This is a genomic window from Bradyrhizobium sp. BEA-2-5 (genome assembly GCF_032918025.1).
Classification (GTDB): Bacteria; Pseudomonadota; Alphaproteobacteria; order Rhizobiales; family Xanthobacteraceae; genus Bradyrhizobium; species Bradyrhizobium pachyrhizi.
Genome location: NZ_CP136629.1, coordinates 467299 through 489703, shown reverse-complemented (window position 1 = coordinate 489703; position 22405 = coordinate 467299). Strand labels below are relative to the sequence as shown.

20 protein-coding genes, 1 tRNA gene and 2 pseudogenes are annotated in these 22405 nt (G+C 64.8%); 18 read left to right on the top strand and 5 right to left on the bottom strand.

Annotated features, from left to right (window positions below; translation table 11 throughout):
- Positions 1-61: 61 nt before the first annotated feature.
- A complete protein-coding gene (locus tag RX327_RS02310) occupies positions 62-1381 on the top strand; it encodes an Hsp70 family protein (protein ID WP_317249349.1) in 1320 nt (439 codons plus the stop codon).
- Between the two features lie 132 nt (positions 1382-1513).
- Positions 1514-3103 carry an ABC-F family ATP-binding cassette domain-containing protein gene (locus RX327_RS02305; RefSeq protein WP_050386434.1) on the top strand — a complete coding sequence of 530 codons (1590 nt, stop codon included), beginning with the start codon at positions 1514-1516 and terminating at the stop codon, positions 3101-3103.
- Between the two features lie 922 nt (positions 3104-4025).
- Here RX327_RS02305 and RX327_RS02300 read toward each other — a convergent pair.
- On the bottom strand, positions 4026-5018 hold the full coding sequence (locus RX327_RS02300) for a LysR family transcriptional regulator (protein ID WP_050386435.1): 993 nt from the start codon (positions 5016-5018) through the stop codon (positions 4026-4028).
- Positions 5019-5137: 119 nt separating this feature from the next.
- On the opposite strand from RX327_RS02300, the gene RX327_RS02295 reads away from it, so the two are divergent.
- From RX327_RS02295 to RX327_RS02285, 3 genes and pseudogenes are all read left to right on the top strand, one after another.
- The gene (locus RX327_RS02295; protein ID WP_028336342.1) at positions 5138-5590 is read left to right on the top strand and encodes a hypothetical protein; all 453 of its coding nucleotides are present in this window, start codon (positions 5138-5140) and stop codon (positions 5588-5590) included.
- Between the two features lie 340 nt (positions 5591-5930).
- Positions 5931-6908: a dienelactone hydrolase family protein gene (locus RX327_RS02290; protein WP_063779962.1), complete on the top strand. Its 978-nt coding sequence runs from the start codon at positions 5931-5933 to the stop codon at positions 6906-6908.
- A 4-nt stretch (positions 6909-6912) separates the two neighbouring features.
- Positions 6913-7145 (top strand): annotated as a pseudogene (locus RX327_RS02285) (hypothetical protein); the annotation flags it as partial.
- Here RX327_RS02285 and RX327_RS02280 read toward each other — a convergent pair.
- The gene (locus tag RX327_RS02280; protein WP_050386437.1) at positions 7086-7268 is read right to left on the bottom strand and encodes a hypothetical protein; all 183 of its coding nucleotides are present in this window, start codon (positions 7266-7268) and stop codon (positions 7086-7088) included. The pseudogene RX327_RS02285 and the gene RX327_RS02280 sit on opposite strands and share 60 nt — an antisense overlap.
- Before the next feature lie 64 nt (positions 7269-7332).
- Positions 7333-7422 (bottom strand) — tRNA-Ser (locus tag RX327_RS02275).
- A gap of 213 nt (positions 7423-7635) precedes the next feature.
- On the opposite strand from RX327_RS02275, the gene RX327_RS02270 reads away from it, so the two are divergent.
- On the top strand, positions 7636-8499 hold the full coding sequence (locus RX327_RS02270) for an alpha/beta hydrolase (protein WP_317249348.1): 864 nt from the start codon (positions 7636-7638) through the stop codon (positions 8497-8499).
- A 470-nt stretch (positions 8500-8969) separates the two neighbouring features.
- On the opposite strand, the pseudogene RX327_RS02265 reads toward RX327_RS02270, so the two are convergent.
- A pseudogene (locus RX327_RS02265) lies at positions 8970-10131 on the bottom strand (ROK family protein).
- Positions 10132-10575: 444 nt separating this feature from the next.
- Between RX327_RS02265 and rplU the strand changes: the two are divergent.
- The 3 genes from rplU (at position 10576) to RX327_RS02250 (ending at position 12183) form a co-directional block, all read left to right on the top strand.
- Positions 10576-11043 carry a 50S ribosomal protein L21 gene (gene rplU, locus RX327_RS02260; protein ID WP_317249347.1) on the top strand — a complete coding sequence of 156 codons (468 nt, stop codon included), beginning with the start codon at positions 10576-10578 and terminating at the stop codon, positions 11041-11043.
- 102 nt (positions 11044-11145) lie between these two features.
- Positions 11146-11415 carry a 50S ribosomal protein L27 gene (gene rpmA, locus RX327_RS02255; protein WP_008538809.1) on the top strand — a complete coding sequence of 90 codons (270 nt, stop codon included), beginning with the start codon at positions 11146-11148 and terminating at the stop codon, positions 11413-11415.
- A gap of 171 nt (positions 11416-11586) precedes the next feature.
- Entirely contained in the window at positions 11587-12183 is a 597-nt protein-coding gene (locus RX327_RS02250) for a GNAT family N-acetyltransferase (protein ID WP_317249346.1), read from the top strand.
- Between the two features lie 138 nt (positions 12184-12321).
- Here the strand turns inward: RX327_RS02250 and RX327_RS02245 are convergent, their stop codons facing one another.
- Entirely contained in the window at positions 12322-13278 is a 957-nt protein-coding gene (locus RX327_RS02245) for a DMT family transporter (protein ID WP_317249345.1), read from the bottom strand.
- Positions 13279-13477: 199 nt separating this feature from the next.
- On the opposite strand from RX327_RS02245, the gene RX327_RS02240 reads away from it, so the two are divergent.
- The 9 genes from RX327_RS02240 (at position 13478) to RX327_RS02200 (ending at position 22387) form a co-directional block, all read left to right on the top strand.
- Entirely contained in the window at positions 13478-13957 is a 480-nt protein-coding gene (locus RX327_RS02240) for a MaoC family dehydratase (protein ID WP_317249344.1), read from the top strand.
- Between the two features lie 182 nt (positions 13958-14139).
- Positions 14140-15189 (top strand): GTPase ObgE, encoded by a 1050-nt coding sequence (gene obgE / locus RX327_RS02235; RefSeq protein WP_317249343.1) that lies wholly within the window; start codon positions 14140-14142, stop codon positions 15187-15189.
- A 70-nt stretch (positions 15190-15259) separates the two neighbouring features.
- Positions 15260-16402, top strand: coding sequence for a glutamate 5-kinase (gene proB, locus RX327_RS02230; protein ID WP_317249342.1), 1143 nt, complete (start codon positions 15260-15262; stop codon positions 16400-16402).
- A gap of 121 nt (positions 16403-16523) precedes the next feature.
- Complete coding sequence (locus RX327_RS02225) at positions 16524-17816, top strand: glutamate-5-semialdehyde dehydrogenase (RefSeq protein ID WP_317249341.1); 1293 nt, start codon at positions 16524-16526, stop codon at positions 17814-17816.
- Between the two features lie 90 nt (positions 17817-17906).
- Positions 17907-18485: a nicotinate-nucleotide adenylyltransferase gene (locus RX327_RS02220; protein WP_244482476.1), complete on the top strand. Its 579-nt coding sequence runs from the start codon at positions 17907-17909 to the stop codon at positions 18483-18485.
- Positions 18486-18686: 201 nt separating this feature from the next.
- Positions 18687-19040 carry a ribosome silencing factor gene (rsfS, locus tag RX327_RS02215; protein WP_317249340.1) on the top strand — a complete coding sequence of 118 codons (354 nt, stop codon included), beginning with the start codon at positions 18687-18689 and terminating at the stop codon, positions 19038-19040.
- 50 nt (positions 19041-19090) lie between these two features.
- Positions 19091-19573: a 23S rRNA (pseudouridine(1915)-N(3))-methyltransferase RlmH gene (rlmH, locus tag RX327_RS02210; RefSeq protein ID WP_317251438.1), complete on the top strand. Its 483-nt coding sequence runs from the start codon at positions 19091-19093 to the stop codon at positions 19571-19573.
- 40 nt (positions 19574-19613) lie between these two features.
- Positions 19614-21020: a murein hydrolase activator EnvC family protein gene (locus RX327_RS02205; protein WP_317249339.1), complete on the top strand. Its 1407-nt coding sequence runs from the start codon at positions 19614-19616 to the stop codon at positions 21018-21020.
- Complete coding sequence (locus tag RX327_RS02200) at positions 21017-22387, top strand: S41 family peptidase (protein WP_317249338.1); 1371 nt, start codon at positions 21017-21019, stop codon at positions 22385-22387. Before RX327_RS02205 ends, RX327_RS02200 begins: the two co-directional genes overlap by 4 nt.
- Positions 22388-22405: the final 18 nt, after the last annotated feature.

The following is a 22405-nucleotide window of genomic DNA, read 5'->3' as shown; positions in this document are numbered from 1 at the left end:
TGGCAAACGCGGCCAAAGCCGCTAAAGGTCCGCCCCCTTTCACAGACAATCCGAGCATGACATGTCGAGCGCTTCGCCCGCCGTCTCGATTGGCGTCGATTTTGGCACCAGCAACACCGTGGTCGCGCTGTCCGACGGCGCCGGCCGCGTCGAGGCGATCCGTTTCGACCATGGCGGCCGCACGCATAGCGTCTATGTGTCCGCGCTGTGCTTCTGGGAGGAACGGCCCGGCGCCGGCCTGCATCCGCGCGCCGAGGGCGGCCCCTGGGCGATCGAGCAGTTCCTCGAGGGACGCACGATCCATCGCTTCATCCAGTCGTTCAAGACCTTTGCGGCAAGCGCGGCCTTCAACACCACCCAGATCTTCCGGCAACGCTACAAGTTCGAGGACCTGCTCGCGGCGTTCCTGCGCACGCTGACGCGCCATGCCGGCGAAGGATTCGACTTGGGCGCGCCGACCATCATGGTCGGTCGTCCGGTGAAATTTGCCGGCGGCAATCCCGACGAGGCGCTGGCGATGCAGCGCTACCGGGCCGCGTTCGAGCGGCTCGGCGCCGGTCACGCGCGCTATGTCTACGAGCCCGTCGGCGCGGCGTTCTCCTTCGCGCGCCGGCTGGAGCGGGATGCCACCGTGCTGGTTGCCGATTTCGGCGGCGGCACCAGCGATTTCTCCGTGATGCGTTTCTCGCGCGCGGGCGGCAGCCTTCGCGCCGAGCCGCTCGGCCATGCCGGCATCGGCATTGCCGGCGACACCTTCGACTATCGCATCGTCGACCACGTCGTCTCGCCGCGGCTCGGCAAAGGCTCCAGCTTTCGCTCGTTCGACAAGGTGCTGCCGGTTCCGAATCACTATTATTCGAGCCTTGCCCGCTGGCACCAGCTCGCGATGATGCGGGGCAATGGCGATTTGCGCGAGTTGCAGCAGCTCGCGCGCACCGCGCTCGATCCGGCGCCGCTGCACGATTTCATCACCATTGTCGATCTCGACCTCGGCTTTTCGCTCTACCGCGCCGTGTCCGACGCCAAGGTCGCGCTGTCGAGCCGCGACCGCGTCGAGTTCCGCTTCGCCCGCGAAGGCATCGATATCGGCGCGACCGTCACGCGCGACGATTTCGAATCCTGGATCGCCGACGACATCGAACGGCTGGGTACAACGGTGGACGAGGCGCTGGCAAAGTCGGGCATCACCGCGCGCGACGTCGAGAAGGTGTTCTTGACCGGCGGCACCTCGTTCGTGCCGGCCGTGCAGCGCCTGTTCGCCGAGCGCTTTGGCGCGGCGCGGCTGACCTCGGCGGATCAATTCGAATCGATCGCCTACGGCCTCGCTTTGATCGGCCACACGCCCGATCCCGACCGCTGGACCTTCGCCGAAGCGGCGTGACGATACGCTTCGCGCCTTGATCCGGGCTCAATAGACGACTACATCACGCCAATCATCAATCCCTGAGGATGCCGACGACCATGGATTTCACCCTGACAGCAACGCCCATCAGCCTTGCCCTCGGGGATATCCATGCTTGCATCGATCACGCTCTCTCATCTGACCCTGTCTGCGCCTGACGGCCGGGTTCTCCTTTCCAACATCGATCTGAACTTCGGACCCGAACGCACCGGCCTTGTCGGCAGGAACGGCGTCGGCAAGACGACGCTGCTCGGCCTGATCGCGAGGGTACGCACGCCGCAATCCGGCACGGTCTCGGTTCAGGGACGCGTCGGGATGCTGCATCAGACGGTTCAGCTGAAGCCGGATGAACGCGTCATCGACCTGTTCGACGCGCGCCGCGCACTGGCCGCGTTACGCCGCGCCGAACAGGGCGTTGCGAGCACTGAAGAGCTTGCGGATATCGACTGGACGCTCGACACCCGTATTGCGGCCGCGCTCGAACGCGTCGGACTGAGCGACTTGCTGGACGCGCCGCTGGCAGCGCTGTCCGGCGGACAGGCCACCCGGGCGCGCCTCGCCGCGCTGACCTTCGCGCAGCCCGACTTTCTGCTGCTGGACGAACCCACCAACAATCTCGACCGCGTGGGGCGCAAGGCGGTGATCGACCTGCTCGCCGACTGGCGGCATGGCGCCATCATCGTCAGCCACGACCGCGAATTGCTGGAGACGATGGATGCGATCGTCGAATTGACCTCGCTGGAAGCCAGGCGGTACGGCGGCAATTGGCGCCAGTACCGCGCACGCAAGGCCATCGAACTGTCGGCGGCACGACACGATCTGGCCGATGCCGAGAAGCGCGTCGCCGAGATCGACCGTAACGCCAGAGAAGCCAACGAACGGAAGGCGCGCAAGGACGGCGCAGGTGCAAGGAAGCGCGCCAAGGGCGATCTGCCGCGCATCGCCGCCGGGCTGCGCAAGGACCGCAGCGAAGACACCGGCGGCGAGAACGCCCGTCTCGCCGAACGACGGCGGACGCAAGCGCTCGAACTTGCCAGCGCGACGCGGCAACGCATCGAGGTGCTGCAACCGTTCTCGGTGCAGCTGCCCTCGACGCATCTGCCGGCGAGCAGGATGGTGCTGCGAATCGACGCGGCCGACGTCGGCTACGGCGCGGAAGCGCCGATCCTGCGCGATCTCACCTTCTCCATGTCAGGTCCGGAGCGCGTCGCGATCATCGGCCCCAACGGCGCCGGCAAGACGACGCTGCTCAAGCTCGTCAGCGGCGACCTGACCGCGGCGCGGGGCAGCGTCGAGGTGATGACCCGGTTCGCCATGTTCGATCAGGCGGTCAGCCTGCTCGATGCGTCGGCCTCCATCCTGGAGAATTTCCGGCGCATCAATCCGGATGCCGGCGAGAACGCCTGCCGCGCGGCGCTGGCGCGATTCATGTTCCGCGCCGATGCCGCGCTGCGGCCCGTTGCGAGCCTCTCCGGCGGCCAGTTGCTTCGCGCTGGACTTGCCTGTGTGCTGGGCGGCGCGAGGCCTCCGCCTTTCCTGATCCTCGACGAGCCGACCAATCACCTCGATATCGAATCCTTGGAAGCGGTCGAGGCCGGCTTGCGCGCCTATGACGGCGCGCTGCTGGTCGTGAGCCACGACGAGGCCTTCCTCGAGGCCATCGCGATCACGCGCAGACTGGATCTCGCGTCGTGGAGGTGACGCGGAGAGCGGAGCAGTTGCTTTTGCGCAATTGATGTTTCGAACGACGAAGATTGGTCGGGAATTGAACAGCCGAGCACGCGTCGCCTCGGGGTAGGTCGTAAGGCGCGGTGCTCGGCTGTCAGGCCGCGCGGCGGTGCGGCCATTCCGCCAGCCTCGCTTGTCCCCAAGCGCGAGGCCGTCGGAGCTGAATCTGGTCTGTTGCTAAATCCGCGCCGTCGAATGGAGCGCGTTTCTCCAAAGGGCAAATGCGACGAAGCCAGCGAGCAACAAAAAGCCGCCACCGGCCGCGATCAGGAAATGCGCGAGCGTCATCTTGGAACATCCCAATTGAAAGGCTTCATGCGGAGCGATATGCGCCGCAACCTGGCAATCAAAAGCACTTCAAAATTGATTTGCCCCGCCGGCCGCCGCCGGACAGCCCGAAAGGTGGCTGGCACTGCGCTCTGCCCACCCTTCGATTTCAGAGAGGTCGTCCAGCCACTCGGCTGTTGCCGCTCATCGTGCAGTTCGTCACACCGCTCAATGGCCACGAGGATAATCGATAAAACCTTATCGACAATCGAAAGGGAAAATTAAGGTTACCGGCGCGACCGCTCGAGGTTCGACCCCGGTGCCTATACCCGGTGACGATGGATGGGATTGTCGAGATCATCCTTCGGCAAGGGTCGATCGCGCCCGGTGGCCGCGGCTCCCACCAAAATATGGAAAACAACCCCATGCAAAGGAGCCGGCGGCCGCCGCTTCGGCCTGAGTGGCGGTCAATTGGAGTAATTTCCTCCGGACGAAAGTTCGCAGGGCATGTCACGGTTCGACGCGCTGCCTCGCTTGCGGCCATACGCGGCGTGAAGCGGAGGCCGTTCCTGATACGGCGAACCAGTCTCCAGCAAACAGATGGTGGAAACGGGATGGCGAGGGAGATTCACGCTTTCGTCAGAGCCACCCGCGGCGGAGAGCTGGATTTCGCTACCGCGTCGGCATGGAGCACCGTGAGTTCGTCAGGATCGAAGTCGGCGAAGGCCTCGCGCACAAAGCGCAAGAATGCCGCCACGCGCGGAATGCCGGTGCTGCCGCGACGGTACATCAGGTGGATGCCGAAGCTCGGCGGGCAAGACCATTCCGGCAGCAGTCGTGTGAGCCGGCCCGACGTCAGGATGGTCGGATCGAAGCAGGCCATGTAGATGACGCCCGCGCCAGCACAGGCCGCTACGATCAGGCCTTCGCGATCCGGCGTGACGAACGAAGGACGCACCCGTATCGTCTCGAGCTTCCCCTTGCGCTCGAATTTCCAATGGTCGAAGGGACCGGTCGACCAGGCTGGACGAAACAGCAGGCAGCGATGATTGACGAGATCGGCAGGGTGCTCCGGTGCACCGAAGCGACGCACATAGTCCGGCGAGGCATACGCTGCCGGCTTGCCCTGACCTAGCCGTTGCGCGACGAGCCGAGACGGAGGAGGTTCGCCGACGTACAGCAGAACGTCGAGGTTCTCAGACTGCATGTCGCGAGGGTCCTGCGTCAGACGCGTTTCAACGAGCAACTCGGGGTGCCGATCATTCAGACTGGCCAGCCTCGGCATCAGGACATAGCGGCTGAGCGGCGCCTGCACGCCTACTCGCACGATACCGCTGACTCGCCCGCGCCTGTTCGTGAAGCCATCGGTCAGCTCGGCAATTCGGGCGACGATGTCGACAGCCCTGCGATAGACGTCGGCCCCTTCCTGGGTGAGCTTGAGCTGGCGCGTCGTCCGGTTAAACAAGGGGACCTTGAGCTCGCGCTCCAGTTCGGCAATGCCGCGGCTGACCGCCGAGGGCGTCAAGTCCATGATCCGCGCCGCCGCAGCGAAGCTGCCGCTGTCGGCCGCGCTGATCAGCATCTCAAGGCGATGACCGCGATTCAAGACGAAATCCCCCATGTGCTAGCCGGCGCCCTATTCGTGATATTAACTCACGACTGAAATTCAGCCAAGCTGCTCGACGCGACGCGGCCTCCGTGCCTACGCTGCATCCGGAATTTGCTTGTCGGGGAAGCGTGATGCAGAAGCCTGCGTTTGCTGCGATCGCCGCATTGGCTGGCACGATGGTGACGTCGGCCAGCTTTGCCCAGACCACTGCAATGTGCGCAGGCCCGGCCGGCGCAGCGTCGTGGGCAGAAGACCGCGAAGCGGTGACCGCTGCACCAGGGAATCACAGGGTGATCTACGAAACGGCAGACCTGCGCGTGCTGGAGGTGACTGTTCTTCCGGGCGAGCGCGAAGCCTCGCATCATCATCGCTGGCCCAGCGTGATGGTGGTGGACTCGCGCCCACCCTACGTCAACTACGACAAGGATGGCAAAGTATTCCAATCGGTCGTGCAAGGGCAGCAATCGGTCGAGCTCCCGCTGATGGTCCGGCTGCCGGCTCAAGCCGAGCACGCGATCGAGAACACCGGCAACAAGCCTTTTCACGCCATCCGCATCGAATACAAGCGGCTATGTGAGCAGTGAATGCGAGCGAATTCTCACCCCGACCGCGCAAAGCGTCGCGTGCCATGCTCGGATACCCGCTGTTCGCCGCGTCATTCCTCGCTCTCGGTTTGTACATCCTTTGCATTTCCGGCCCCGCAATGCATGCAGCGGCGAGGGAGCGCCTTGCGCAGACCATCGCGGAGGAGGATCGCGGCTTCTGCGAGCAATTCGGTACACAGTCCGGAACAGCCGGGTTCGCTGCCTGTCGCCGAGAACTGGCAATGGTTCGGCAACGTCAGGCCGAGCGCGATAGCGCCGCAGCTCTGGCTCCTTAAGGGTTCATCTCAAAATCAAGGCAGATCGAACACAGGAGAGGGATGTGATCAAGCAGTCTGCGATAGCGTTTGCTTTTCTTGTGGCAATCGTTGGGTCGGCCACCGCCCAGGTGACACGCGTGGAGGTCTACCCCATTGCGTCGGTCACGCTCGCTGATTCCGATTTCCTGGCGGGGCGCAGCAACGGCCAACCGGTGACGATCGCGGGCGAGCTGCACATCCCGAAGGCCGGCGCTGACAGGTTGCCCGCCGTTATCCTGCTCCATGGCGCGGGAGGTATGGGCGGCGTGGGCGGCTCGATCGACGAGTGGTCGAGAGCCCTCAACCAACTCGGTATCGCGACATTTGCCATCGACAGCTTTTCAGGACGAGGAATTATTTCGACCATCCTCGACCAGGCGCGGCTTGGTCGTCTGAACATGGTTGCCGATGCCTATCGGGCCCTCGACCTGCTGGCCAAGCATCCGCGAATCGACCCGCATCGTATAGCCGTGATGGGCTTCTCCAGAGGTGGACAATCGGCATTGTACTCGGCGATGAACCGATTGTATGCGACACTCGGTCCGACCAACAAGCTGCGTTTCGCGGCGCACGTCGCCTTCTATCCCGATTGCACGACGACGTACCGGGATGACAGCGACGTCAGCGACAAGCCCATCCGCATCCTCCACGGCACCCCGGACAATTACAACCCCGTGGCACCCTGCCGCGCCTACGTGGAGCGACTGACGAGCGCGCACAAGGACGTCAAGCTGATCGAGTTTCCCGACGCCTATCACGTCTTCGACGCCCCGTCTCTCCGCACCCCGCTGACCTTGAAGGGAGCCGCGACGACGCGGCATTGCCGGCTCGTAGAAGCGGACGATCATCAGATCGTCAACCACGAGACGCAGAAGCCCTTCAGCTACGCCGATGCCTGCGTCGAAAAGGATCCGATGCTCGCCTACAACGAAGCTGCGAGCAATCAGGCTCACCTAATCGTTCGGGATTTCCTGACTGAGATTTTCCAGCTTAAGCCGTAGGAGCCCGCCGAAAGGCAATCGCAGCGACCCGATCTGCTTCAGTCCGAATCGTGTTGCCGCGCTCGCAATCGGGTTGAGCGCTCCTTCAACAGGATCAAACAGTATCGTCGGGTGGCGACGCGCGGCGAAAGCTTTGCCACCAACTCCCTTGCCTTCGTTCAACTTGCGTCAGTCGGGCTAGGGCTGCGCCTTGATTGGTCCGCGCCCCAGCATGCCGAAGCGGATCGCGGAAGCTGAATCCAAGGAAGCAGCCCGCAAAAGCCGGGCGTGTTTTTGAAGGATTCGCGCGTCCACGAACGGCTCAATGATGGCAAATTCACCGGTCGCGCGACCCACCGGGTCTGCACCGAGGTTCTCCACCGTCCGAAATCCGGTGGACCGAGAAACGCCCGGCTATATTGGGTTTTCGCACGTCGCGATCAAATGGCGGAGAGGGAGGGATTCGAACCCCCGATAGGCTTGCACCTATGCCGCATTTCGAGTGCGGTGCATTCAACCACTCTGCCACCTCTCCGATGGCCCGGGTGATTTGCGCCACCCGCGGTCGGGGCGTGTTCTAGGCGAGGATGGCGGGACAGACAAGGCGCTGCAATAATATTTCCGTCACCCGTGCCTCGCGCCACCGAAGCACCGGGATACGCCAAGAAAGCGCGCGGAAACAAAGCGCTAGCAGAACGGTTCTGGCTCGATCGGCGCGCGAGCGAACCAGCCGGAGCAGGAGCGGGCCATGGAGCATGTGACGATTCGAGCCAATGGCGCGGCGTTCCACGTCGCGCGGACCGGGAGCGGCAGGCCGCTGCTGCTGTTGCACGGCTGGCCGGAATTCTGGCTGACCTGGAAGCCGGTCATGGCGCGGCTCGCCGGCCGCTACACCCTGATCGCCCCCGACCTGCGCGGCTTCGGCGACAGCGACAAGCCGCACGGCGCGTATGGCCCCGATCAGCATACCGACGACATGCTGGCGCTGCTGGACGCGCTCGGCGTCGACAAGGCCGGCGTGGTCGGCCACGACGTCGGCGGTGCCGTGATGCAGCCCCTCGCCCGCAAGGTGCCCGAGCGCATCGCCGGACTATTTTTCTTCGATTTCGTCTATCCCGGCATCGGGCCGCGGATGGCCGCGCCCGACCGGCTGAACCACATCTGGTACCAGTCGTTCCACCAGATGGAGGTGGCGCCCGCGCTGGTCGGCGCCAGCAGAGACAGCTGCCGCACCTATATCGGCCATTTCCTGCACCACTGGTCGCACCGCAAGGCTGCGTTCGACGACGTGATCGACGACTTCGCCGACAATTTCTTCAAGCCCGGGAATCTCGCCGGCGGCTTTGCGCATTATCGCGCGTCACATGCGGCGCGCGTGAAGATGATGCAGGGCGCAGCCCCCGCGCTGCCGCCGATCACTGTGCCGACCTGCATCCGCTGGGCCGAACACGATCCGCTGTTTCCCTATGCCTGGACCGACCGGCTCGGGGAGACCTTCTCCAATCTGGATCTGAAGATGTTTCCCGATGTCGGGCATTTCCCGCATCGCGAGGACCCCGACCGCGCGGCCGCCGAGATCGTCGGCTTCTTCGAGCGGATCAATTGGAGGTAGAAAGTGGTGGGACCGCCAGGACGCGACAAAAACTGGCGGTCCCGTGCCGCTTCTTAATATTGCTGGCCGGGAAGTGCGGCTTCGCCGGTCGGCGGGAGCGACACGGGCCACGGTAGCGACCGACGTCGAAACGGCAACGCGAACCCGATCTTAACCTAACCGATCAACCTTACCGCGCGTAGTCCGGGGCCGCTGTAATCACGGATGAATTTGTCCCGGATTGCGCTGAGCCTGTCATCGGGCGCGCGTTCGCGCGACCCGTTGGCTTCATCCGGGCGCCGCACGTTCCAACCTCCCCTTGAAAAGGGGAGGTCGCTTTGCTCGCCAGAGCAAAGCGGGTGGGGATCTGCTCTCTCCGCAAACAGCATCGCTTGAGGCTGACCCCCATCCCGACCTTCCCCCTTTCAGGGGGAAGGAGAAGGCAGACCGTAGCCCGGATGGAGCGCGCGCGATCGCTGAATCCTGACGGCTCAAGCGTCGGCCTTCTTGGCTTTTTTGGACTTTTTCTCGCTCTTTTCGCTCTCGTCGTCCTTGTCTTTCTTCTCGGCCTTCTTCTCGTCCTTGCCGTTCTCCCGCTTGCGATTGGTGTAGCGGGCATTGCCAAGCCCGGTTCCGATCGTCAGCACGCCCCAGCGCCCGACATCCTGCATGAACGGCACTTCCGACAGGCCCTGAACGACGCCGTCATTGTGCATCAGGATCGCCGTGTCGTGCTCGCCGATGACGGGGATCGCCTCGATGAGGCTCGCCGGCAGGTTGAACTTGCTGCTCTCCCAATTGCCCGGCAGGTTCTGCGCGCCCTTCTCGATCGAGCCGTCCGCGTTGATCACCCCGGGGCAGGCGATGCCGATGAAAGGCGCGAGCTTGAGATTCTCCTTCTCGGCGGCGGCAATCAACTCCTTCAGCATCTTGGTGAGCCGCTTCACCGCGCCTTCGCGCGTCGGCTCGTCATCAGCGTGGCGCCACAGCTCCGATTTCCAGACCGCCGCCTTGGAGAGATCGGGCGCCTTCTTCCAGCTGGTCTCCACCAGGCCGCAGCGGATGTTGGTGCCGCCGATGTCGACGGCAAGAATGCTGTCATGGGCCTCGAAGATCCAGGACGGCGCCAGATGCAGCGCGCCGATCAGGCCGGCTTCGTCGGGATGATGGCGGATCGGCTGCAGGTCGATCTTGAAGTCCTCCGACTTCAGGATGATCTCGGCGCGGGCGATCACGAGCTCGCCGAGCCGGGAATCACGAAAGCCGCCGCCGACGACGATGCGCTCGGTCTTGGCCCAGGCCTTGGTCTTGAGGAAGCGGCGCGTGACATAGGCCAGCTCCTGGGAGAAATCCTCGATCGCGCTGTGCACCACGGCCGAGGCCTCGGTGTCGTCGCCGACCAGGAGGGCGTCCAGCGTCTTCTTGTTGATCTCCTCCGTCGGCACCTTGCCGAACGGGTCCTCCCCCGTCGGATTTGCGCAGCGGCTTGCGCCAGCGATCGAGAATATCCCGGAACGCGCCCTTGCTGGCGCGGTCGCCGAGAAAACCGTCCTCGTCCTTGATCTCGATGTTGAAGCTGTCGACATCCACCGACGGCAGCCGCTCGGCGCCGTGCTGGGCGATGCCCGTGGTCAATCCAGTGTCTTCGGCCATTTGCCCGTGCCTGCCCGCTTGAGGTTGGGTCGTTAACGGCGGGGAACCCGATTGGTTGCTTGCGCGCCGGCCCCATTCGATGGACGGAATTGCCGGCGAAACCGGCTCCACGGGTGCGGCGGACACCCTGGGCCAGCCCGTGCCAGACCATCCGTCGCCAGAGCGGACCGCGACCCGGGCGCAGGCTTGAGTCGCCAATCCGGGCCAAAACCATGCCAAACCCTTCATTTTTGGCCGGTTTTTGCCCTGCTTCACCTTGACTCTCGGTCGTTTGCGGCTATAAGTCCCCCATCCGGCGCGGGGATTTCTCGCGCCGATTGTTTTTGTGCGGACCATTTGGGAATTCATTCCCTTCGCACGAGACACGCAACCCATAGCGACTGAACAAAAAGCCGACCCGGGCGAACCGTCCGAGGCCGGGATTGAACACGAAGGAAAAAAACGATGTTCGCAGTCATCAAAACCGGCGGCAAGCAATACCGCGTCGTGCCGGATGATGTCCTGGAAGTAGGCAAGATCGAAGGCGAAGTCGGTTCGATCGTGCAGTTGAATGAAGTTCTGGTGGTCGGCGGCGACACGCCGGTGCTGGGAACGCCCACCGTGGCAGGCGCGTCCGTTGCGGCCGAAGTGCTGCAGCACAAGCGCGGTGACAAGGTGATCGCGTTCAAGAAGCGTCGCCGCAAGAATTCACGCCGCAAGCGCGGCTATCGGGATGAGCTCACGGTGCTTCGCATCACCGAGATCCTCGCCGATAACGCCAAGCCGACCGTCGGCCCGCGGCCGAAGAAGGAAAAGGTCGCAGCGCCCGCCGATGGCGAGGACGCCGCGCCGAAGGCGGCCAAGAAGAAGGCGCCCGCAAAGGCGCCGGCCGCCAAGAAGGCTCCGGCCAAGAAGGCCGCGGCCAAGGCTTAAGAAGAAGTGATCGTCGCGCTTTCAGATGTGAAGCGTGACAAAACGTGAAATGATTCCGTCAAGGAATTGACCTAGACATACGCAGGATTTCGGAGACGAGCCATGGCTCACAAAAAAGCAGGCGGTTCATCGCGTAACGGACGCGATTCCAAAGGCAAGCGCCTCGGTATCAAGGCGTTCGGCGGGGAGATCGTCACTCCCGGCAACATCATTGCGCGTCAGCGCGGCACGACCTGGCACCCCGGCCTTAATGTCGGCATGGGCACGGACCACACTCTGTTCGCCAAGATCGAGGGCCGCGTTGCGTTCCAGGCTAAAGCCAACGGCCGCACCTTCGTATCGGTACTCCCGATCGCCGAGGCGGCTGAATAGACGGTGGACACATACGAGTCCGCCGGGTCCTGTTGAACCGGCGGAGTCGCAAAGGGCTCCAAGGGGAGGCGGGATAACCGGCCTCCCCTTTTTGTTGCGCGCGTTCCACTTCGACCGCGCGTGACGTTCCAAGCGTTGCGTACCGATTTTTTCGCATCACAGGAGCTCGACATGTTGCAGGACATCCCGACGCCGACCTTGCGTGAGGCAAGAGCTTGCGTCCTCGAGACCGAACGGCTGACATTGCGCAAGCCGACGCTCGCGGACGTAAAAGCAATCGCACGCCTCGCCAATGACCGCCGCATCGCGGAGAACACCCGCCGCCTGCCGCATCCCTATACCCAGGACGACGCCATCGACTTCGTGCGCGCGCTCGGCGCCGGCGGACGCGAAACCGTTTTCCTGATCGAGAACAATCACACGCCGATCGGCATGGTCGGCATCGACTGGCGCGAGGAGACGTCGGCCGAACTGGGCTACTGGCTCGGCGTCGACTATTGGGGCCAGGGTTTCGGCACCGAGGCCGCACGCGCGGTGATCGATTACTTCTTCGAGGAGTTCGATCTCGACCAGCTGATCTCGGGCGCCCGCGTCGTCAATCCGTCGTCGCGCAATATCCTGGAGAAGTGCGGCTTCCAGTGGAGCGGCGTGCAGCTGCACCGCTTCCTGGCGCTGGGCTCCTCGACGCCCGTCGACTGCTTCCGCCTGTCGCGCGGCGTCTGGGCGTCGCTGAAGAGCTGGAGCAACTCGACCCGGCGGGAGAGCTGAGTCTTCTGATCTTCACCCTCCCCTGGAGGGGGAGGGTCGACGCGAATGCAATGAGCGGCGGGGTGGGGTGACGGTCTCTCCACTCGGGGGCTGCCCGTGTTGAGAGATCACCCCACCCCGTCTCACATGTCGCTCCGCTCAATGCGAGCCGACCCTCCCACCCTCCAGGGGAGGGTAAGAATCACGCCGCGGATTCACCGCGGAGTCCGTGCGTCCAAGCTGCTGTTCGCGCACGAAGATGTAGAGGCCGGCCGCGATGATAACAGCGGCACCGATGATGGTGGCCCAGGACGGCACGTCGCCGAACACGACGAAACCGAAGATCACGGCCCAGACGATCATCGAATATTGGTAGGGCACCACGACGCTCGCCGGCGCCAGCTTGAGCGAGCGGTTGACGCAGAACAGCGCCGCGACCGAGATGATGCCGGCGGTGAAGAACAGCACGAGGCTGCCGGCTGACGGCGTCACCCAGCCGAACGGCGAGAGCACGAGGCCCAGGATGAACGTGCCGATGAATTGCGAGGACGCCATCACGATGTCGGGCGTCTTGCGCAGGCTGCGCGTGATCAGCATCAGGGTCGCAAACGACAGGCTGCCGCCGAGCGCGATCAGCGCCGGCAGGCTGACGGTCTGCGCGGAGGGGCGCAGCGCGATCAGCACGCCGCAGAAGCCGATCAGGATCGCTGTCCAGCGCCGCCAGCCGACCTTTTCCCCCAGGAAGATCGCCGACATCGCGGTGACGAAGATCGGACCGGCCAGATAATAGGTGATGACGTCGGCAAGCGGCAGATAGACCGTCGCGAGGAAGAAGGCAGCCACCTCCAGCGTCGACAGCGTGACCCGCAGCAATTGCAGCCACGGCCGTTCCAGATGCAGAAAATCCGCGCGCCGCTGCCATACGATCGGCAGCAGCAAGAGCAGCGCCGCGCAGGCGCGCAGGAACAAGAGCTGCCCGACCGAATAGGTGCCGACCAGAAACTTGCCCATGGCGTCGCCGAACGAGAACATGAAGATCGACAGCACCATCAGCGCGATGCCGGCCAGCCGCGCCGAGCGGTCGTCATAGGCGGACAGCTTTGCGAACAGGCTCATGAAATCGACTTGCGCTTTCTTTTGTCGGGCCTGGCCAAGGACGGCGTCGCTTCCGCTCGCCTATGCCCGAGTCGTCCGGTTTTAAAGACGTGGATGCCCGGGACAAGCCCGGGCATGACGAATTGAACGGATTGCCGCACCTGCGCCGCTGCGATACCGGTAGCTCCATCCCGGTAACAAAAAGAGCAGGAAACGCCGCATGAGCGACTTCGACCCCGCCCAGCATCGCATGGTCCCCGCGCAGCGCTGGTTCGAGGATTTCGTGGTCGGCGAGCGTTTCGTGCTGCCGAGCCGCACCCAGACCTCGGCGGTGTTCGCCGCATTCCAGACCGCGAGCGGCGACACCCATCCGGTGCACTACGACCTGGAATATTGCCGCAGCCGTGGCATGCCGCATCTGCTCGCCCACGGCTTCCAGACCTTGATCCACACCGCGCCTGGCGCCGGCCTGTTTCCGTTCATGGTCGAGGATTCCCTGGTCGGCTTCCTCGAGCAGTCGAGCCGGTTCCTCAAGCCGGTCTATGCCGGCGATACCATCTACCCCGCGCTGGAGGTGATCGAGCTGTCACCGGGTAAGACCACCGGCGTCGTGACGCTGCGCTCGACCGTGCACAACCAGCGCCGCGAGCTGGTGCTGGAGGGGATGCAGAAATTCCTGGTCCGGCGCAGACCTGGCTAGGAGCGTGATCCGGAAAAGTGTGAAGCGGTTTTCCCCCGCGACGAACGCATAGCGTTTGCGCGGAGATCATGCTCAAACAAGGAGCTTGGGCCGTAAAAAGGCCCGAAAATTAAGGCTTTTCGCTGAAGTCAGGGCCTTTCCGGGTTGCCGCCGCGGCCACCCTGCCCTAACTAGTGAAAACCATGAAATTCCTCGACGAAGCAAAGGTCTATATCCGCTCCGGCGACGGCGGGAACGGCTGCGTGGCGTTCCGCCGCGAGAAGTTCATCGAGTTCGGCGGTCCCTCCGGCGGCAATGGCGGCCGCGGCGGCAATGTCATCATCGAAGTGGCCGACGGGCTCAACACGCTGATCGACTACCGCTACCAGCAGCACTTCAAGGCCCAGAAGGGCGAGAACGGCTCGGGTTCGGACCGCCACGGCGCCAACGGCAAGAACATCGTGCTCAAGGTGCCGGTCGGTACCCAGATCTTCGACGAGGATCGCGAGACGCTGATCCACGACTTCACCAAGGTGGGCGAGAAGTTCGTGCTGGCCGAGGGCGGCAATGGCGGCTTCGGCAACGCGCATTTCAAGTCGTCGACCAACCGCGCGCCGCGCAACGCCAATCCCGGCCAGCCCGGCGAGGAGCGCTGGATCTGGCTGCGTCTGAAGCTGATCGCGGACGCCGGCCTTGTCGGCATGCCCAATGCCGGCAAGTCGACGTTCCTGTCCAAGGTCAGCGCCGCAAAGCCGAAGATCGCCGATTATCCCTTCACCACGCTGCATCCGCAACTCGGCGTGGTGAACGCCGACGGCCGCGAATTCGTGCTGGCCGACATTCCCGGCCTGATCGAAGGCGCGCATGAAGGCACCGGCCTCGGCGACCGCTTCCTCGGCCATGTCGAGCGCTGCCGGGTGCTGCTGCATCTCGTCGACGCCACCTGCGAGCACGCCGGCAAGGTCTACAAGACCGTGCGCAAGGAGCTCGACGCCTATGGCGGCCAGCTCACCGACAAGATCGAAATCGTCGCGCTGAACAAGATCGACGCGGTCGAGCCGGACGAGCTCAAGAAGCAGAAGGACCGCCTCAAACGCGCGGCGAAGAAGACGCCGCTGCTGCTGTCAGGCGCGACCGGCGAAGGCGTGCAGGATGCGCTGCGCGCGCTGGTCGACGTGATCGGCGAGGCGCCGGTGTCCAACAAGGCCAAGGGTCAGGCGGAGCCGTGGGCGACGCCGGTGCCGCAGGGTTGAACGGCACACATCGATTTTCCGAGCCACCTCGTGGCGCCTCTTGCTTCCACCTCCCTGCCAGACCGAACCCATGAAACGCCCCGCGCTCAAGAACTTTCGCCGCATCGTCGTCAAGGTCGGCTCGTCGCTGCTGGTCGATTCGCAGGCCGGCGAGGTGCGCGCGTCCTGGCTCGCCGCGCTGGTCGAGGACATCGCGAAGCTCCACAAGCGAGGCTGCGAGGTCATGGTGGTGTCGTCGGGCTCGATCGCGCTCGGCCGCAGCCGCCTCAAGCTGCCGCGCGGCCCGCTGAAGCTGGAGGAGAGCCAGGCCGCCGCCGCGGTCGGCCAGATCGCGCTGGCGCGGATCTGGTCCGAGGTGCTGGGGGCGCACGGCATCGGCGCCGGCCAGATCCTGGTGACGCTGCAGGACACCGAAGAGCGCCGCCGCTATCTCAACGCCCGCTCCACCATCGGCAAGCTGCTGGAGTGGCGCGCGATCCCCGTGATCAACGAGAACGACACGGTGGCCACCAACGAGATCCGCTACGGCGACAATGACCGCCTCGCCGCGCGCGTCGCCACCATGGCGAGCGCCGACCTGCTCGTGCTGCTGTCCGACATCGACGGGCTCTACGCCGCGCCGCCCGCGCTCGATCCCGACGCCAGGCTGATCCCGGTGGTCGAGAGCATCTCCTCGGAGATCGAGGCGGTGGCGGGAGACGCCGAGTCCGAGCTGTCGCGCGGCGGCATGCGCACCAAGGTCGAGGCGGCCAAGATCGCCACGACGGGCGGCACCCACATGCTGATCGCCTCCGGCAAGATCGAGCACCCCCTGCAGGCGATCGCCAATGGCGGCCGCTGCACCTGGTTCCTGACGCCGGCCAACCCCATCACCTCGCGCAAGCGCTGGATCGCAGGCACGCTGGAGCCGAAGGGCACGCTGACGATCGATGCCGGCGCCGTGACGGCGCTGCGCGCCGGCGCCAGCCTGTTGCCGGCCGGCGTGATCAAGGTGGAGGGCCAGTTCGCCCGCGGCGATGCCGTCATCGTCCGCGGCCCCGATACCAGCGAGGTCGGCCGCGGCCTGATCGCCTATGACGCCGAGGTCGCCGAGCGGATCAAGGGCCGCTCCTCCCCGGACGTGATGAGCATCCTCGGCATCAGCGGCCGATCCGAGATGATCCATCGCGACGACCTCGTGATCGGCCCGGCCGGGGCGATCCCGCCCAAATAGGCCCAAATAACTTGCTGGGCCGAGCGGGCGGCCTGCCGCCCATCTGCCATGCCGGTTCCGTGCCTCGCCACCCTTCAATTGCCATGCTAGAACATGGCCTTAGTCCAAAGCTGGTAGTTTCATGAGCGCCCCCCTGAAGGCGATCGACGGCAACGCCGATCTCACCGCCCTGATGTCCGATCTCGCCGCCCGAGCCCGCGCTGCCGCGCGCGTGCTGGCGCTGGCGCCGCCGGAGCAGAAGAACCGGGCGCTCGAGGCCATGGAGCGGGCGATCCGCAGCAATGCTGCTGCGATTCTCGCCGCCAATGCCGAGGACGTCGCCGAGGCGCGCGCGAGCGGCATGAGCTCTGCCTTCGTCGACCGCCTGACCCTGACGCAGGCGCGCGTCGCCGGCATGGCCGATGGCGTTGCGACCGTACGCGAGATCACCGATCCCATCGGCGTCGTCACCGAGAGCTGGCAGCGGCCGAACGGCATGACCATCGAGCGCGTGCGCGTGCCGCTCGGCGTCGTCGGCGTGATTTTCGAGAGCCGTCCGAACGTTGCGGCGGACGCCGGCGTGCTGTGCCTGAAGTCCGGCAATGCCGTGATCCTGCGCGGCGGCTCCGACAGTTTTCGATCCTGCCGCGCCATTCATGAGTGCCTGGTGCAGGGCCTGCGCGAAGCGGGCCTTCCCGAAGCCGCGATCACGCTGGTGCCGACGCGCGACCGCGCCGCGGTCGGCATGATGCTGTCAGGCCTGAACGGTGCGATCGACGTGATCGTGCCGCGCGGGGGCAAGAGCCTGGTCGCTCGCGTCGAGGCGGAGGCACGCGTTCCGGTGTTCGCGCATCTTGAGGGCGTCAACCACATCTACGTCGATGCCAGCGCCAGGCTCGATATGGCCAAGGCGGTCGTGCTGAACGCCAAGATGCGCCGTCCCGGTGTCTGCGGCGCCGTCGAGACCCTGCTGGTCGATCGCAAGGCCGCCGGGACGCACCTGAAGCCGCTGGTCGAGATGCTGCTCGATGCCGGCTGCGAGGTGCGCGGCGACGACGCCGTGCAGAGCGTCGATGCCAGGGTGAAGCCCGCATCCGACGAGGACTGGGACACGGAATATGAGGACGCCATCATCTCGGCGAAGATCGTCGACGGTCTCGATGAAGCGATTGCGCATATTCAAGATCACGGCTCGCATCACACCGATGCGATCGTGACGGAGGATGCCGCGGCCGCGCAAAGATTTCTCAACGAGGTCGATTCCGCGATCGTGCTGCACAACGCCTCGACGCAGTTCGCCGACGGCGGCGAGTTCGGTTTCGGCGCCGAGATCGGGATTGCCACCGGCCGGTTCCACGCCCGCGGTCCGGTCGGTGCCGAGCAGTTGACGAGCTTCAAATATCGCGTTCACGGCACCGGGCAGACCCGGCCGTGATCATTGTCGCACGCGCACGGTAAGCCATTGCAGCAAGCATCGACCGTGTCGTTATCCGCAGCCCAGGCGCTTCCGTTCTATACCAACGGCATGCGCATCGGGCTGCTTGGCGGCTCGTTCAATCCGCCGCACGCCGCGCATCGCGCCATCAGTCTGTTCGCGCTCAAGCGCCTGCAGCTCGACCGCGTGTGGTGGCTGCTGACGCCGGGCAATCCGCTGAAGAACCATGACGGCCTGCACGCGCTTGCCGAGCGCGCCGAGGCCGCGCGCCGCGTTGCCGACGATCCGCGCATCGACATCAGCTGTCTCGAAGCTGTCATCGGCACCCGCTACACTGTGGACACGATCATCCACTTGCGCCGCCGTGTCTCCGGCGTGCACTTCGTCTGGATCATGGGCGCTGACAATCTCGCGCAATTTCATCGCTGGAAAGATTGGCGGCGCATCGCGTCCGATGTGCCGATTGCCGTGATCGACCGTCCGCCCCAGAGCTTCCGCGCCCTTGCCGCACCGGCGGCGCAGGCGCTCACGCGCTATCGCATGCCCGAAAATCAGGCGACACGGCTGGCCGTCCAGCAGGCGCCGGCCTGGGTGTTCCTGACAGGAATGAAATCCAATCTGTCTTCGACCGGCCTTCGGAACCCGGACGGGAGCTGGAGAACGGCATGAAGCGCAAAAGGGTTACTGGAATATTGAAACCATTAACCCCACATGCGTAGTATGGCGCGTGGGGCCGAGGATTCGGCACCCGCGATACAGTGAAAGGAATGGTCCCTGACCACATCTGTATTGTCCAAGTCAGCTTCGACGAAGCCTGTTTTACCCAAGGTTGCCAAGCCTACGCGTAAAACATCGACCAAAGCTGCGGTCTTGAAGGCGCAACCCGACGCCGACAAGACGCTGAGCCTGATCCTCTCCCGCCTCGAGGACATGAAGGCGGAAGAGACGGTCACCATCGACCTTCGCGGCAAATCGGCGTACTCCGACTACATGATCGTGACCACCGGCCGGGTGAACCGGCACGTCGGCGCGATCGCGGAAAACGTCACCAAGAGCCTCAAGGAAAACGGCATCAAGAACATCCATGTCGAGGGCTTGCCCAATTGCGACTGGGTGCTGATCGATTCCGGCGACGTGATCGTGCACGTGTTCAGACCCGAGGTCCGCGAGTTCTACAATCTCGAGAGATTGTGGACTCAGAACCCGGCGGTCGCGGCGGTCTAAGGGGTATCGAAGCCGATGCGAATCGGCTGCAGCGCAGCTAGTCTGCGTTGATGCGTCTCGTCGTGATCTGCATCGGTCGTCTGAAACAGGGCCCTGAACGGGAGCTCGCCGAGCGTTACCGCGAGCGCTTCGAGGATATCGGTCGCAAGCTCGGGTTTCGCGGCCTCGAGATCCACGAGATCGCGGAAAGCCGCGCGCGCGACGCGGGAGCGCGGATCGCCGAGGAGGCTGCGGCGATCTCCGCATTGCTGCCTGAGAAGCACGCGCTGGTCGCGCTCGACGAACGCGGCAAGAGCATCGACAGCGCGAGCTTTGCCCAGCAGCTCGGCCGCTGGCGCGACGAGGGAACAGCACATACTGTCTTCGTGATCGGCGGTGCGGACGGACTTTCGCCTGAATTGCAGCGCAAGGCTTTGTTGCGAATTGCATTCGGCTCTGCGACCTGGCCGCACCAAATGGTCCGCGTCATGCTTCTGGAACAGCTTTATCGGGCCGCCACCATCCTGGCCGGCCATCCCTATCACCGCGCGTGAGGCGTGGTGACGGACAGTCGAAACCACTGAACTCACGCGAATGCAGCACAAGCGGGACACAGCTTCGTATTTGGCTTCGCATGCCGGCACCGCGCGCCGCCGCCGGCTGCCGGCATCGCTGCCGCTGTCGATCGCGATATTCGCCGCATATCCGCTGGCCGCGGCGCACGCGCAGGCGACACCACCCGCACAACAGCCCGCGCCGCCCGCACAGCAGGCCGCAACCGCGGAGACATCTCCCGATGCAATCAAGCAACGCGAGCAGGAACTCGAGGCCGCGCGCGAGCAGCAGCGCAAGGCGACCGAACTGCAGGAGAAGCTGAAGGCCGACATCGCCGCGATCGGCCAGGACCGCAGCAAGCTCAATCAGCAGCTGATCGACATTGCCGGCCAGGTGCGCGGCGTCGAGACGCGGATCGCCGACGCCGAGGCACGCCTGCAGCCGCTCGACGGCCGTGAGCGCGAGATCCGCGCCTCGCTCGATTCACGCCGCTCCGAGGTGATCGAGGTGCTCGCGGCCTTGCAGCGCGCCGGCCGGCGCACACCTCCGGCGCTGCTGGTGCGGCCCGAAGATGCGCTGCAATCACTGCGCACGGCGATGCTGCTCGGCGCCGTCGTGCCGGAATTGCGCGGTCGCGCCGAGAAGATCGCGGCCGAGCTCGGCGAACTCGTCGCCTTGCGCAAGACCATCGCCACCGAGCGCGACGCGCTGGCGGCCGACCGCGACAAGCTGAGGGAAGACCAGACCCGGCTGGCGGCGCTGGTCGACGAACGCCAGCGGCAACAGAGCGCGGCCGAAAAGGACATGGAGGCCGAAGGCGCCCGCGCCATCGCGCTGTCTAAGCAGGCCGACAATCTGCAGACCCTGATCGCCAAGATGGAGCAGGACCTCAAGAGCGCGGCCAAGGCCGCCGCCACGGCCAGCCTCCAGGGGGCGCCGGCGACGATTAACGGCAAGCCGAATCTGGGGGCGCTCAAGGACCCGGCCCGCATGAGCCCGGCGGTCGCTTTCGCCTCGGCCAAAGGCCTGTTCCCCTATCCCGTAAATGGCACCAAGATTCGCGAATTTGGCGGTTCCGACGGCGCCGGGGGCGTACAAAAAGGCATTTCTTTGGCAGCCAAGCCGGGCTCCCAGGTCACGACGCCGTGTGACGGCTGGGTGGTCTATGCCGGGCCGTTCCGCAGCTATGGACAACTCTTGATCCTCAACGCCGGTGGCGGGTATCATGTCCTGATCGCCGGGATGGAGCGCATTTCGGTCAACATCGGACAGTTTGTGCTCACGGGGGAGCCGGTCGCGACCATGGGGTCGACCTCTCAAGTCGCCTCCATTCTCGCCACGAACGCGAGTCAACCTGTGCTGTATGTCGAGTTCCGTAAAGACGGCACTCCAATCGATCCAGGCCCATGGTGGGCCGCAAATGAAGGCGAGAAGGTTCGCGGATGATGCGCAAGACTTCAGTAATCCTCCTCAGCGCCGCCACCGGTGCAGCGCTGACGCTGTTCGTGACCCAGCCCCGCGCGGTGTTCATGGGCTCAAGCGCGCGAGCCGCCACCGCGGACACCTATCGCCAGCTCAATCTGTTCGGCGACGTCTTCGAGCGCGTGCGCTCCGACTATGTCGAGAAGCCCGATGACACCAAGCTGATCGAATCCGCCATCAGCGGCATGCTCACCGGCCTCGATCCGCATTCGAGCTACATGGACGCCAAGAGCTTCCGCGACATGCAGGTGCAGACCCGCGGCGAGTTCGGCGGCCTCGGCATCGAGGTCACGATGGAAGACGGCCTGATCAAGGTGGTCTCGCCGATCGACGACACGCCGGCCTCGCGCGCAGGCGTCATGGCCAACGACATCATCACCAATCTCGACGACGAGGCGGTGCAGGGCCTGACCCTGAACCAGGCGGTCGAGAAGATGCGCGGCCCGGTCAACACCAAGATCAAGCTCAAGATCATCCGCAAGGGCCAGGACAATCCGATCGACGTCACGCTTGTGCGCGACAACATCCGCGTCCGCTCCGTGCGCGCGCGCATCGAGCAGGACGACATCGCCTATATCCGCATCACCACCTTCAACGAGCAGACCACCGAAGGCCTCAAGCGGGAGATCGGCAACCTCACGAACCAGATCGGCGGCGACAAGCTCAAGGGCTTCATCATCGACCTCCGCAACAACCCGGGCGGCCTGCTCGAGGAGGCGGTCACCGTCTCCGACTCGTTCCTGGAGAAGGGCGAGATCGTGTCGACCCGCGGCCGCAATGCCGAGGAGACCCAGCGCCGCACCGCGCATGCGGGCGACCTGACCAAGGGCAAGCCGGTCATCGTGCTGGTCAATGGCGGCTCCGCCTCGGCTTCGGAAATCGTCGCCGGCGCGCTGCAGGACCACAAGCGCGCGACGATCGTCGGCACGCGCTCGTTCGGCAAGGGTTCGGTGCAGACCATCATTCCGCTCGGAAGCGGCAACGGCGCGCTGCGGTTGACCACCGCCCGCTACTACACGCCGTCGGGCAAGTCGATCCAGGCCAAGGGCATCGTGCCCGACATCGAGGTGCTGCAGGACGTGCCGGACGAGCTGAAGTCGCGCACCGACACCAAGGGCGAGGCTTCGCTGCGCGGCCATCTGAAGAACGACGGCGACGAGAAGACCGGCTCGCAGTCCTACGTCCCGCCGGATGCCAAGGACGACAAGGCGCTCAAGCTCGCCGGCGACCTGCTCCACGGTATCAAGTCGACCTCGAGCGCGCCGGCGGCGCCGGAGGCTGCGCGCGACAAGGCCGCGGTCGACAAGCCGGGCAACAAGGCCGCGAACTGATTTAATCCGATCGATTCG

Bases quoted from the DNA above. Each gene is read 5' to 3' on its own strand.
- RX327_RS02310 (WP_317249349.1), top strand. From the start codon at position 62: ATGTCGAGCGCTTCGCCCGCCGTCTCGATTGGCGTCGATTTTGGCACC.
- RX327_RS02305 (WP_050386434.1), top strand. From the start codon at position 1,514: ATGCTTGCATCGATCACGCTCTCTCATCTGACCCTGTCTGCGCCTGAC.
- RX327_RS02300 (WP_050386435.1), bottom strand. From the start codon at position 5,018: ATGGGGGATTTCGTCTTGAATCGCGGTCATCGCCTTGAGATGCTGATC.
- RX327_RS02295 (WP_028336342.1), top strand. From the start codon at position 5,138: ATGCAGAAGCCTGCGTTTGCTGCGATCGCCGCATTGGCTGGCACGATG.
- RX327_RS02270 (WP_317249348.1), top strand. From the start codon at position 7,636: ATGGAGCATGTGACGATTCGAGCCAATGGCGCGGCGTTCCACGTCGCG.
- rplU (WP_317249347.1), top strand. From the start codon at position 10,576: ATGTTCGCAGTCATCAAAACCGGCGGCAAGCAATACCGCGTCGTGCCG.
- rpmA (WP_008538809.1), top strand. From the start codon at position 11,146: ATGGCTCACAAAAAAGCAGGCGGTTCATCGCGTAACGGACGCGATTCC.
- RX327_RS02250 (WP_317249346.1), top strand. From the start codon at position 11,587: ATGTTGCAGGACATCCCGACGCCGACCTTGCGTGAGGCAAGAGCTTGC.
- RX327_RS02245 (WP_317249345.1), bottom strand. From the start codon at position 13,278: ATGAGCCTGTTCGCAAAGCTGTCCGCCTATGACGACCGCTCGGCGCGG.
- RX327_RS02240 (WP_317249344.1), top strand. From the start codon at position 13,478: ATGAGCGACTTCGACCCCGCCCAGCATCGCATGGTCCCCGCGCAGCGC.
- obgE (WP_317249343.1), top strand. From the start codon at position 14,140: ATGAAATTCCTCGACGAAGCAAAGGTCTATATCCGCTCCGGCGACGGC.
- proB (WP_317249342.1), top strand. From the start codon at position 15,260: ATGAAACGCCCCGCGCTCAAGAACTTTCGCCGCATCGTCGTCAAGGTC.
- RX327_RS02225 (WP_317249341.1), top strand. From the start codon at position 16,524: ATGAGCGCCCCCCTGAAGGCGATCGACGGCAACGCCGATCTCACCGCC.
- RX327_RS02220 (WP_244482476.1), top strand. From the start codon at position 17,907: ATGCGCATCGGGCTGCTTGGCGGCTCGTTCAATCCGCCGCACGCCGCG.
- rlmH (WP_317251438.1), top strand. From the start codon at position 19,091: ATGCGTCTCGTCGTGATCTGCATCGGTCGTCTGAAACAGGGCCCTGAA.
- RX327_RS02205 (WP_317249339.1), top strand. From the start codon at position 19,614: ATGCAGCACAAGCGGGACACAGCTTCGTATTTGGCTTCGCATGCCGGC.
- RX327_RS02200 (WP_317249338.1), top strand. From the start codon at position 21,017: ATGATGCGCAAGACTTCAGTAATCCTCCTCAGCGCCGCCACCGGTGCA.